Source organism: Fictibacillus sp. EA-CB0309, from assembly GCF_055814265.1.
Genome location: NZ_CP169271.1, coordinates 1,317,705 through 1,330,581 on the forward strand (window position 1 = coordinate 1,317,705; position 12,877 = coordinate 1,330,581).

A 12,877-nucleotide genomic window follows, 5' to 3' on the forward strand; every position below is an offset into this window, starting at 1 on the left:
AAGTATACTTGCTCCTATGTCTACAAGGTAATGCTTTCGCAGAAGCTTCCTCGTCGCATGCCTTGCGAGAAGTTTTTCATGTGGTAGGCACCCACCTTGCACTCCAATCAACTGTTCAAAGAAGACAATAAAAAGATTTAAAAGCAACAATCCTCTAGAAAAAAGCCAAATAAAAAAGATGTACAAGCTGACAGAAAAGGTACCAAACCTTTTCTGTCAGCTTTTTTGAATGAACAGAACTGATCTGGGCAGATTAGAAACAAAAAGGTAGTAAGGCGGACATTCTTTTGAATACATCTTTAAAAAGCGTTTTAATCATCTTTCTCACCATTCTTATTATTTTTGTCGGATGGATTGTATATGAAGTTATGCCTGCTGAAGGAACAGCTGAAAAACCCTTTATCGTGAAAAAAGCAGTGATTTTTCATCATTATCACAGCAGTTGAAGAATGAAGGTTTCGTAAAAAATCCACTTTTGTTTAGTGCTTATAGCACAATAACTGGGAAAAACAAAAAATTGCAGCTGGAGAACATACCCTGAAGCAGGGAGCTAGTTATAAAGAGATTCTTGCTGATCTCTCAACCTTAAATAAAGAAACAGAGGCAGATGAAGTTGTTGTTCCAGAAGGCTTGACCGTAATTGAAACGGCTGATCGTCTCAGCGAAAAAGGTATTGTAGATCGAGAAGCATTTCTTAATAAAGCAAAAACGTGGAACACGCTTACGAAAGAACAGCGAGAACAATTAAAGTTAAATGATGAAAAAGCCGATCAAAAAATAAAGTATGCTGTGGAAGGACTGCTTTATCCTGACACCTATTTCTTTGAAAAGAAAATGGATGAAGGAGATGTGATTCGTCAAATGACTGACCGATTGATTGAAAAAACAGCAAATCTCACCATCACTACAGATCAAACGCCGTACGAAATGATTACGCTGGCATCTATTATTGAAGAAGAAGCTTTGTTGAATAAAGAGAAACGAACCATTGCGGGTGTTTTTATAAATAGGATACGTGACGGTAAGAAACTTCAATCATGCTCCACTGTTCAGTATTTATTGGATAAACCGAAAGCTGCGCTAAGAAGAAAAGACTTGAAAATCAAAAGTCCTTACAACACATACTTGAATAAAGGGCTTCCCCTAGTCCTATTGCAAGTCCAGATCTTACTTCTTTAAAAGCAGCGGCAGATCCAGAAAAGCATGCCTACTATTACTTTGTAGCAAAACAAGATGGGACCTGGAGTCATTACTTTTCAAAGACTTATAAACAACATAGAAAGTACACACAATTGAGTGGGAATTATTAAAACCTGATGAGAAAACTGCTTTGTAAGCGGGTACTGAAAAAAGTCCCTAAATAAAGGGGGTGGTGGGGTGATTTCCGCTCCAGGGTACATGCTTTCCGCGGAGCGGGCGGTGAGCCCCCTGACGCTATGCGCCTTTAGTGGTCTCACCTGTCCCACTCGTCCCACAGGAGTCAGTACCCTTTCGCTCCAATCACTACATGTTCACATCATAAACCACCAAAAGAAAGATCGAACCATCTCACATTGAAGAGATGGTTCGATCCTTTTTCTGTAAATATAGAAATCTAGTTTTGGTATTGAGTTATTTTTTCGATTCTTCATCCATTAAGCGATAATCATCATCTTCATTTTTTTCATTATCTGCTTCTTGAATTTGATCGTATGTTTCCACTTCTTCCGCTTCTTCAACAATATGATTCTGATCTTCTTCGTTTTCAATATCAAGATAAAATGGATCTGTTTCACTTTCATCAGTTGCTGCTGCAACTTCTTGATAAGTTTCGATAAACGCTACGTTTTCGTCGGGAACTGAAACAGCTTCTTCCCCTAGTGAGAACTGATCAACCTCTTCTTGAAGGGAAAGGGCAATTTCCTGTAACTCAGTTGCTGCCAAATTCACTTGATGAATGGCTTCTTTTTGGTGGATGCTCGATGCACTTACCTGTTCACTTGTTGCAACGGATTCTTCAGAGATCGCACTAACTTCGAATAGTTTTTCAGATAAGTTTTCATTAGCGAATTCAACTTTGTTGATTGCATTCTTCACTTGAGAGATTCTTCCATTAATCTGTGATACATTTTGTATGATGCTGCTGAATGCTTTTTCTGTTTGTTGAACAGACTCTACTTGATCAATTCGATATTGCTCAAAACGCACGGTCTCTTTTGATAACAATTCCATTTGATTAGTCATCGATTTAACGAGCTGCTGAATTCTAAGCGCTTCGTTTTTAGAACGCTCAGCAAGCTTTCTTACTTCGCTCGCAACTACAGAAAAGCCTCTTCCAGCTTCACCGGCTCTTGCAGATTCAATCGCTGCATTCAAAGCAAGAAGGTCAGTGCTTCCAGCTATTTCTTGAATGGTTTCTACAATTGAATTAATCTGTTTGGACTGTTTGCTTGCATCTTGAATTTCTGAAATAAGGCTTTGTGCCAATTCTAAGAAGTTTTCAGAATGTGTGTTTAGCTGATGCACGATATTTGTACCGGCTTTTCCATCATTTTCAGCTTTTTGAGCATCAATTGAGATCTCATCACTAATGATTGCCGTCTCTTTAATGGACTCTGTCACTCCTGATAATAAAAGGGTGCATTCTTGCAGGTGATCTGCCTGACTTTGGGCACCTGTTGCAACTTGAGAGATGGCTTCGGTTACCTCATCACTTTGAGCAGTCGTTTCCTCTGATACGGCTGCTAAGTTTTGAGAAGAACTTGTTAATTTTTCAGCTGCATATTTTACTTCGTTCATAGATTTTTGCATCTTTTCTGCCATTCTATTAAAGGTTTGTGCTAGTTCGCCCATCTCATCCTTAGAGCGAGTGTCTACACGATAGGATAAATCACCCTCACCAATAATAGCTGCTCCTTCTTTAAGGGAGGAGATTGAAGATTGGATGGAGCGCATAAGCCAAACACCGATTACACTTAGAATGGATAGAATTACAATGCTTAAACCGATTAAGCTGATCGTAAGCCAGAACTTAACGGATTTTTGCTTTTTAGTAAGTTCTGCGTTATCTTTTTGCAAACTCTTTTCTGCATCTGCAGTGGACTGATCCACAACACTTGCAATTTGTTCAAAAGTTTTTACATCATCGTCGATCTTTTTAGTAATCGTTTGTACCGTATCTGCTGAAGTTGTATACTTTAACAATTTTGATTTAAAAGTAGATAATTGCTCCGCTGGCAGATTCTTTTCATCTAACATCCGATCAAAGACAACGGCACTTTCTTTGAAATTTTCGACTGATGTGCTGTCATATTTGATGTGAACTTCTTTTTCGTACGTTTGCATTTGCAATAGATTGATTAAAAGGACTTGGTCGTTCATGCCTTTAACTGTTTCATAAAATTCGTTAGAAGTATCAGTCATCATCTGTTTTAATGAATTGAGCTGGGTAGTCAAACCTGTCGCAGAATCAAACGATGTCTGATAAGCAGATAAGTCTTTTTCAATCCCTTTTAAAGACGGATTGTCTGTGTTTTTAACGACTTTGCTAGTTTCTTTTTGCAAGTTGCTAAGTAAAGACAATACATGTTGTTTGGAATCTGGGCTAGGTTTTCTTAAGTATTCTTGTTCATGTTTACGCACTTCATTAAACGAACTTCGGATATCATTGCTAGACAGCAATGAAAGCTGAAGATTTTCTCTTTCCATCTCCATTTGGGTGTTCTGCCATAAAAATAATCCAATAAATGCAAGTAATAGTATCATTCCGGCTAAACTGATAATAAGCATCAGTTGTACTCTTTTACGAATCGACATGTTCATATGTATCCCTCCCTGCCATTTTATCGGCTTTTTTCACATAAGTTTAAGTACAAAGTAAAAAGGAAGAGCAAGTAGTTAATTCGTATTTACAGGTGTCTTTACACATGGGTGAAACAAGATATAATGTTTTAGGGACATGTATTATCAGAAATGTAAAAGGAGTAATTAACATGAGGGATTTTCTGGAGAAAAAAGGAGTAAGTTTATCTCCTAAAATATATTTCATCACAGGTTTTCAGTTTTTTGCACTTGGTCTAATGGCCTCTCTTATCGTAGGCTTAATTTTAAAAACCATTGGTGAAGAGCTTTCCATACCATTTTTTACTGAAATGGGACAGCTAGCGATGACGCTGATGGGTCCAGTCATTGGTACCGCAGTAGCATACGGATTAAAAGCCCCACCGCTTGTTATGTTCTCAAGCGGCATTGCGAGGGCAGCAGGAGCTGAATTAGGTAGTGTTGCAGGCTGTTACGTGGCGGCTGTTATCGCGGTTGAAGTAGGAAAACTAGTATCTGGAGAAACAAAATTTGATATTCTTGTTACACCAGCTATAACCATACTTACAGGGTATACGGTAGCCACTTTCATCGGACCAGGAATTGATCAGTTTATGAAAGGGTTTGGTCAGCTAGTCATGTGGTCTACGGATCAAAGACCCTTAATCATGGGTATTTTAGTAGCAGTTTTACTAGGATTCGCACTTACAGGTCCTATATCCTCAGCAGCGATAGCAATGATGCTAGGTCTGGAAGGCCTTGCAGCAGGGGCAGCGACAATAGGGTGTGCAGCGCAAATGATCGGGTTTGCTACAAGTTCTTTTAGGGAAAATGGATTTGGCGGCTGGTTAACACAAGGAATTGGTACGTCAAAGCTTCAATTTCCGAACGTGGTGAAAAATCCATTTATCTTAATTCCTCCCACCGTTGCTGGAATTCTGTTAGCACCGATCGGAACGCTTTATTTTAAAATGGAAAATATTCCGGCAGGAGCAGGTATGGGTACAAGTGGTCTTGTAGGCCAAATTATGACGCTCAGGACAATGGGCTTTACCTTTGAAACGTTTCTTGCTATATTTATTTTGCATTTTGTAGGACCTGTTATCATAAGTCTTTTGGTTTCAGAGTGGCTAAGAAAAAAGGTTATATAAAATTCGGCGATATGAAGCTGAATCAATAAGGAGTTATTTAATATGGAAAACATAAAATCAATTCAGCGATTTCACGATACTATTAAATCCGGTGTAACAGTAGCTGTCTTTTCTGCAGATTGGTGTCCAGACTGTGTAGTGATCAAGCCCATCCTTCCTGAGATTGAGGAAGAATTTTCGAGTTATCAGTTCGTTTATGTTGATCGTGATGAGTTGATCGAACTTTGTCAAGAGCTCGATATCTTTGGTATTCCAAGTTTCGTTGCTTTTAAAGATGGCGAAGAAATTGGACGTTATGTGAATAAAGAAAGAAAGACAAAAGAGCAGATTGTTGCCTTTTTAGAAGAGCTTAACATTCCTTCAAAATAGATTAAAAGAGTATGTTATAATAACAAAAAATGATTTTTTAATATGGCTGTTCTCTAAAGATTGTTGCTCTTGGTTCTGTTCATTCTCTTCATTGACAAGATGATTGGAGTGTAAGGTGCGAGACTCCTGGGGGATTAGCGGGACAGGTGAGACTTCTAAGCGCTAAGCGACGAGAAGGCTCACCGCACGCCCCCGGAAAGCGAGCATCTGCAACGGAAATCAGCTACTTTCAAGAACAACGTTTGCGAAAACAGCCTTTAATATGAAGGGAAGTTTATTAAAATGGCTAAAGTTGAAGTGAATCACAGCAAATATGAAGGAATACGTTTTGATATTCAAGATGAGAATGTAATCCTTGTTGATATATTAGAAACAATTCCTTACGAATATGTAGGAAAGGATACACTAGTTACTATTCCAACAACCGAATTCACATCCGTATGCCCTTGGTCAGGTCTTCCGGATTTTGCTGATATTATCATCAGCTATATTCCAAACGAAGATTTAGTGGAGATGAAATCATTAAAGTATTATTTAACATCTTACCGTAACGTTGGAATCTATCAAGAACATGCAACGAACCGTATTATGGAAGATCTCGCTAAACTCTTAAAACCAAAATACTTAAAGGTTACTGGAAACTGGAACGCTCGTGGCGGACTAGGAACAGAAGTAGTAGTAGAATTTAAAGAAGATAGCAGCAAGTAATTAAAAAAACCTCCGTTCGGAGGTTTTTCACGTTAGCTCAGCGTTGATTAACGAAGGGAGGATTTACTTATGAGTAGTTCAATCAAACTAAAAAAGACTTTAGAAGAAAGATTATCTAGTACTGACCGTGAGTTTGTATATGATAGAGAAGAAGAAACACTTCGAATTACAGACAAGAAATCAGGAAAAGGGGTATCTCTTTCACTAGGTGGACTTAGCGCACGCTGGTCAAAAGAAAAAGATGAGCTTCTTGATAAGCTTGTTTATTATGTTGAAGAAGGATTGAAAGCGGCACATCACCAGGCAGATGACAATCCGTTGTCAACTATTTTTCCTGTGATACGCTCTACATCTTTTCCTATAGAAACACCTGAAGGAGAAACACTCTTTTATCAAGAACATACAGCTGAGACGAGAATATATTATGCTTTAGACCTAGGCAAAACCTATAAACTTTTAACGAATGATAAAATGAGGGAGTTAAAGGTGGATGAGTCTCAAGTTCTTGATGCAGCAAGATTTAATGTGAAACGCTTATCAACAAACTTCAAAGAGGATCAGGTTGCAGGAAATACGTTTTATTTTCTAAATCATAATGATGGATATGATGCGAGCAGGATTCTAAATACAAATTACTTAGAAGATATGAAGAAGAAAATCATTGGTGAGATGGCAGTAGCCGTTCCTCATCAGGACGTTCTAATCATTGCGGATATAAGAAACAAACAAGGATATGATATTTTAGCTCAGATGGCAATGCAATTCTTTATGAACGGGCGAGTTCCTGTTACAGCATTACCGTTTATGTACGAAAACAAAGAGCTTGAACCGATCTTTATACTAGCAAAGAATAAACCAGTAGAAGATGAAACAACTGATTGATATACAATAAAAGCCGCTAGAGCCTCTAGTGGTTTTTATTTCTTATCTTTTTCACGTGCATGTGCTATAGATAAATATTTAGACTATTGTTTCTCTTCTATTTTCGCTACAATAAAGAAACAACCAACAGAAATAGGTGAGAAAATGAGTTGGATAAAAAGATTAATGAATACGTTTTTTGATGATGAAAATGAGGATGATTCCTTTTATGAGAAAGAGCAGGATCAGCAGCATCCTGTAAAAAAACAGCGTGCGACAGAAGAGGAAATGAATGCCTCTCCGAAGAAGAAGCCTACTCCTTTCGCAAATAATGGAAGAAGACCGGCACAATCGAATACACAGCATCCTGCAAAAATGCTGCACAAATATCCTGAGAACGCACCGTTCCGTTTTCCTGTCATTCCTGATGAAAAAACTGTAAAGCCATCCATTCAGCGCCATACATATCAGCCGAAAGAAACGAACGTTTACAAGGAAGCGGTTCGGGAAGAAAAATCGTATCGAGAAGAACGGCCAGTTCGTGAACAGAGGCAGCAAAAAAATGAACAGAGAAGATACCCTGCCCAATCAGGGGGAATGAGTCAAGAGCCAAAACGACAACCGTTTAAAGCAACTCATGTCCCTTCTCCTGTTTACGGTTTTGAAAGACGCAACAAGAATGCTTCTCAAGATACTCCTGTTACGAAGGATGCACAACCTGAGGTGAAATCAAGATTTACACCAACTGACGTTCCATCTCCTGTGTACGGATACGGTAAGAGAAAGCCTGAAGGTATTTTGTTCATAGGAAGAGATATTCCCGTTAAAGAATCGGTTGCTGAAGAACTATTAAAATCAGTACAAGAAACAATTCCTGCAGAAACAAAAGAAAACTTGATTGTTTCACAAGAGACTGTTCGAGAGATTCCTCCATTGCAGAATGAGTATTTGGGTGAAAACGAGCAAATTGAAGAAGAAACGCAACGTCTAAATCTAAATCAATATGAAGCAGATAAGCATGAACCTTCTGAACCAATAGAAATCCGTACAGAACCTGAAGAAGAGTATGAACTTGAGAAAGAGTCTTATGATGTTTCAGTATCAGATCAAGTCTCAGAACCAGAGCATGTTGAAAAATCTGTTACTATGAGCAATCCGTTCATTGAGATGAATGAGCCTGTAATTTCGCAGGATCAAGATCACGAGAAACATTCATTTGTGAAAGAAGCAACATTATCTGAAGAAGTAATTCCATCTGAAAATAAGGCTAAAATTGAAGAACAAAGGGCAGTATCTCAGCCGAAACGTGAGATGCAAAAGAGTGGCGGGCAATATGTTCCGTTCAATGTACTCATGCTTAAAAAAGATCGGAAAAGCCAAACCACAAAAGGCCAAGGGCAATCATTGCCGCAAAACAGACAGGCTGCAAACACAGAAAGAAGTGTACCAGTCAGAGCTATAAATGCTGAAAAACAGCTTTTCGTTCCGCTTTCGCTCTTAAATAAAGCAAAGATATCACTTGAAGATGATGATTTATGGCTAAACGAACAAAAACAAACCCTGCAGTCTACACTAGATAATTTTAATGTGAACGCAAAAGTAGTACACATGACAAAAGGTCCTGCAGTTACAAGGTTTGAAGTTCAGCCTGCTCCTGGTGTTAAAGTAAATAAGATTACGAACTTAACAGATGATATAAAACTTAGTCTGGCTGCTCGAGACATACGAATTGAGGCGCCGATACCAGGGAAGAATGCAATCGGTATTGAAGTGCCAAACCAGCATAGCAGAGCCGTGTTTCTGCGTGAGATAATAGAACATGATGTGTTCAAGGATTCAGCTTCTTCCTTAACCGTTGCGCTAGGATTAGATATTTCAGGGGCACCTGTTGTAACTGACCTGCAAAAAATGCCGCATGGATTAATCGCAGGAGCTACTGGATCAGGTAAAAGTGTTTGTATCAACTCTATTCTAGTAAGCTTGCTGTACAAATCAAAACCGGAAGATGTAAGGTTATTGCTTGTGGACCCTAAAATGGTTGAACTTGCTCCTTACAATCACATCCCGCATCTTGTAACACCTGTTATTACAGATGCAAAAGAAGCCACTGCTGCTTTAAAATGGGCGGTGGAAGAAATGGAACGCCGTTACGAAGAATTTGCAAAAACCGGTGTTCGTGAAATCAAACGTTATAATCAGAAGATGGAAGAAGAACAGCACTATAAAAACAAGATGCCTTACATTGTAGTGGTTATCGATGAGCTCGCCGATTTGATGATGGTTTCACCTCAAGAAGTCGAAGAAGCGATCTGCCGAATTGCACAAAAAGCTAGAGCTTGCGGCATTCACTTACTATTGGCTACACAGCGTCCATCTGTTGATGTAATCACTGGGCTTATAAAGGCGAACGTGCCAACCCGAACAGCATTTGCTGTATCATCTGCGATCGATTCACGTACCATACTTGATATGAGTGGTGCCGAGCGATTATTAGGACGAGGCGATATGCTATTTATGGAGAATGGATCAAACAAGGCGGTCCGCATTCAAGGAACGTTCGTGTCAGATGAAGAGATTGAAGAAGTGACTCGTTACGTTAAAGAAGAATATCAAACCGATTATCTATTTACTCGTGAAGAGCTGATTCAGCATCAGCAGACAACAGAAGTAGAAGATGAACTTTTTGAGGAAGCTTGTTATTACGTAATTGAAGTCGGTGCAGCTTCGTCTTCCAGCCTGCAGCGCAGATTTAGAATCGGTTACAACCGAGCAGCAAGGTTAGTAGACATGATGGAAGGCTTCGGATTAGTATCCGAGGCGATGGGAAGTAAACCAAGACATGTTCTTTTAACACAAGAAGAACTAGAAAACCGTTTATACAGCGGAGTTGAATAAGAAAATAGCTGGTAGAGAGGCATTAGTCTCTTTGCCAGCTATTTTATTGAGAAGCGGCGAATCCTTTTTAGGATATCGGCGAAACTCCAATTATACCGGCAGATGACAAAATCACTCGACTTATCACCTATCACAGTAGTGTCAGTCCTCCTTAGAACACTACTAAACAAATGATTTTCTTGAGTTATTGCGCCTTGTTCGCTATTATAGTGTGGGGAATAGTTCCTTCTTTTTATACCATGTAAAAAGTCATGAGGAGTAAATAGATGAAAGAAATAGAATTAAAGCTGCAAGGAAAAATCAAGCGGCTCACAAATAAAACTTTTAAATTTGATGAACGAATCAGAGAAGGCTGGTTCTCTGCCGTTTATTTTCTTAAAACATGTGAGATTGTAGAATCTTTTAAACCCGATAATATCGTAACGATGCAGTTTTTTCAAAAAAGCGAAGCGGTCTTATGCGGTTCTGACGAAGCAATTGCCCTTATCAAAACGTTTGCTAAGAACCCAGAATCGTTAGAGATCCACTCACTAAAAGACGGGGATAAAATATCTCCATTCGAAACGGTATTAACGATAAAGGGACCTTATCAGAACTTTGGTTTCTTAGAAGGAATGATTGATGGAATTCTAGCCAGAAGAACGTCAGTTGCAACGAATGTTTATAATGTCGTTAAAGCTGCAAGTAAATCTGGCGTTCAAAAGCCTGTCATCTTCATGGGCGACCGAGACGATCATTTTGCGCAGCAAGCTGGGGATGGTTATGCTTCTTACATCGGAGGATCAACTGCACAGGCTACACATGCGATGAACGAATGGTGGGGCAAAAAAGGAATGGGCACGATGCCTCATGCGTTGATTCAAATTTTCAACGGAGATATTGTGGAAGCAACAAAAGCGTATCACACGAAATACCCTGAAGACGACCTCATCTCACTCGTTGATTATAACAACGATGTAATTACAGACGCTCTAAAAGTTGCTAGAGAGTTTGGAGAAACGCTAAAAGGGGTAAGGGTTGATACTTCAAGAACAATGGTTGATCAGTACTTCTTTAGAAATCCAGATGTATTAGGTTCTTTTGATCCTAGAGGTGTGAATCCTGAACTGATATTTGCACTTCGCAAAGCACTGGATGAAGAAGGATTTCACCATGTGAAAATAGTGGTAAGCGGTGGCTTTAAGAAAGAACGAATTGAACAGTTTGAAGAGCAAAAAGTTCCTGTAGATATTTATGGAGTCGGAAGTAATCTTTTAAAGATCAACATAGGTTTTACAGGTGACAATGTAATGATGAATGAGCAGCATCAAGCTAAAGCAGGAAGAATCTATCGCCATAATCCAAGACTTGAGCTTGTAGAATAGGCGATATCGAAATCATTATTTTGGAGAAGTTGGGTAAAAATAGGTAAGTATAGATTTAAACAGTTTATTAGTTAATTATCATTTGTCTATCATGGTGATGAGACACCAACTTTGCTATAATGGTTCAAGTATTCCGAATCAAGCCTGAATGTGCATAAATAACCAATCCATACATCAGGCATATAATAATACAAATAGGCCTTTTAGAAGGTGTTCTTTTTGTGGAGGGCTATACATGACAAAATACCATTTTATTGGAATTAAAGGGACAGGAATGAGCCCGCTGGCACAAATCCTTCATGACATTGGTCATGACGTACAAGGATCTGATATTGAACAATATATCTTTACACAGGCAGCACTTGAAGAGAAAAATATTCCGGTTCTACCGTTTGACAAAAACAACATTGAAGAAGGTCAAACCATTATCGCGGGTAACGCATTTGGTGAGCAGCATGAAGAGATTCAAGCTGCGAATGAAAAGAATATTCCTATTCACAGATATCACCATTTCCTAGGAGAGTTTCTATCTAACTTCACTTCTATCGCTGTAACAGGTTCGCACGGAAAAACATCTACAACAGGATTATTAGCTCATGTTGTAGGTGCTGCAAAACCTACATCGTATTTAATTGGAGATGGAACTGGAAAAGGGAGCAAAGGCAGTGAATATTTCGTGTTTGAATCATGTGAATATCGCAGACACTTCCTTTCATATCACCCAGATTACGCGATCATAACGAACATTGATTTTGATCACCCTGATTATTTTTCTGATTTAAAAGATGTGATCAGTGCATTCCAAGCGATGGCGATGCAAGTGAAGAAGGCAATTATCGCATGTGGCGATGATGCTAACCTACAGGAAATTCATGCACAGGTTCCAGTCGTGTTCTACGGTTTTGGCGATCATAATGATTTCCAAGCTAAAAATATCAATCGCGGTGATGAAGGTACAACATTTGATGTGTTTGTTCGCAACACGTTTTATGGAACGTTCCAGATTCCAGGGTACGGCACACATAACGTATTGAATGCACTTGCAGTCATTGCAATCTGTCATTACGAAACATTACCTATGGATATCATTAAAGAGCAGCTGAAGACCTTTACTGGCGTTAAAAGACGTTTTTCTGAAAAATCTGTTGGCGATCAAATCTTAATCGATGACTATGCTCACCATCCAACAGAAATTAAAGTAACGATTGAAGCTACGAAATATAAGTACAAAAATCGTGAAGTCGTAGCAATCTTCCAGCCGCATACCTTTACAAGAACTAAAACGTTCTTAGATGAATTTGCTGCAAGCTTAAGAGAAGCAGATCATGTGTATCTGTGCGATATCTTTGGTTCTGCAAGAGAAAATGCAGGAAACCTTTCAATTGAGAACTTAAAAGAAAAGATTCCTAACGCTAAACTAATCTCTGAAGAAAACGTGGATGTGTTAAAAGAATATAATGATGGAGTTTTGTTGTTCATGGGAGCTGGAGATATCCAGAAGTTCCAAAGAGCATACGAAGAAACGCTTACTGCAACTCCATAAAGAAAAGACTTGCCGATTCCGGCAAGTCTTTTTTCACTTGAAGTAGTTGATTTCCGTTCCAGGTGCTCGCTTTCCGCGGGGCAGGCGGTGAGCCACATTTGTACGTTTCACTCTTAAGTGTCTCACCTGCCCACCTGTCCCGCAGGAGTCTCGCACCTTGCACTCCAATCAACTTGTCAAAAAAGCAA

Annotated in this window: 9 protein-coding genes and 2 pseudogenes; 9 read left to right on the plus strand and 2 right to left on the minus strand. The window is 39.0% G+C overall.

All coding sequences use genetic code 11. The features are described from left to right. Window positions 1-287: 287 nt before the first annotated feature. Complete coding sequence (locus tag ACEWFH_RS07335) at window positions 288-446, plus strand: hypothetical protein (RefSeq protein WP_473726708.1); 159 nt, start codon at window positions 288-290, stop codon at window positions 444-446. A gap of 70 nt (window positions 447-516) precedes the next feature. Further along, window positions 517-1,310 (plus strand): annotated as a pseudogene (gene mltG / locus ACEWFH_RS07340) (endolytic transglycosylase MltG). Between the two features lie 301 nt (window positions 1,311-1,611). Here mltG and ACEWFH_RS07345 read toward each other — a convergent pair. Then, window positions 1,612-3,801 carry a methyl-accepting chemotaxis protein gene (locus ACEWFH_RS07345; protein WP_473726709.1) on the minus strand — a complete coding sequence of 730 codons (2,190 nt, stop codon included), beginning with the start codon at window positions 3,799-3,801 and terminating at the stop codon, window positions 1,612-1,614. A 170-nt stretch (window positions 3,802-3,971) separates the two neighbouring features. On the opposite strand from ACEWFH_RS07345, the pseudogene ACEWFH_RS07350 reads away from it, so the two are divergent. The 7 genes and pseudogenes from ACEWFH_RS07350 to murC all read left to right on the plus strand — a co-directional run bounded on the left by ACEWFH_RS07350 (window position 3,972) and on the right by murC (window position 12,689). Then, window positions 3,972-4,978, plus strand: a pseudogene (locus ACEWFH_RS07350) (PTS sugar transporter subunit IIC). A gap of 13 nt (window positions 4,979-4,991) precedes the next feature. Beyond that, window positions 4,992-5,318, plus strand: coding sequence for a thioredoxin family protein (locus tag ACEWFH_RS07355; RefSeq protein ID WP_473726710.1), 327 nt, complete (start codon window positions 4,992-4,994; stop codon window positions 5,316-5,318). 282 nt (window positions 5,319-5,600) lie between these two features. Continuing rightward, a complete protein-coding gene (queF, locus tag ACEWFH_RS07360) occupies window positions 5,601-6,026 on the plus strand; it encodes a preQ(1) synthase (protein WP_473726711.1) in 426 nt (141 codons plus the stop codon). A gap of 69 nt (window positions 6,027-6,095) precedes the next feature. Next, a complete protein-coding gene (locus ACEWFH_RS07365) occupies window positions 6,096-6,908 on the plus strand; it encodes a DUF1444 family protein (protein WP_473726712.1) in 813 nt (270 codons plus the stop codon). Window positions 6,909-7,052: 144 nt separating this feature from the next. After that, on the plus strand, window positions 7,053-9,782 hold the full coding sequence (locus tag ACEWFH_RS07370; RefSeq protein ID WP_473726713.1) for a DNA translocase FtsK: 2,730 nt from the start codon (window positions 7,053-7,055) through the stop codon (window positions 9,780-9,782). A gap of 266 nt (window positions 9,783-10,048) precedes the next feature. After that, window positions 10,049-11,146 carry a nicotinate phosphoribosyltransferase gene (locus ACEWFH_RS07375; RefSeq protein WP_473726714.1) on the plus strand — a complete coding sequence of 366 codons (1,098 nt, stop codon included), beginning with the start codon at window positions 10,049-10,051 and terminating at the stop codon, window positions 11,144-11,146. A 235-nt stretch (window positions 11,147-11,381) separates the two neighbouring features. Then, entirely contained in the window at window positions 11,382-12,689 is a 1,308-nt protein-coding gene (gene murC, locus ACEWFH_RS07380; protein WP_473726715.1) for a UDP-N-acetylmuramate--L-alanine ligase, read from the plus strand. Window positions 12,690-12,722: 33 nt separating this feature from the next. Here murC and ACEWFH_RS07385 read toward each other — a convergent pair whose 3' ends face one another. After that, window positions 12,723-12,845 carry a hypothetical protein gene (locus ACEWFH_RS07385; protein WP_473726716.1) on the minus strand — a complete coding sequence of 41 codons (123 nt, stop codon included), beginning with the start codon at window positions 12,843-12,845 and terminating at the stop codon, window positions 12,723-12,725. Between the last annotated feature and the right edge of the window lie 32 nt (window positions 12,846-12,877).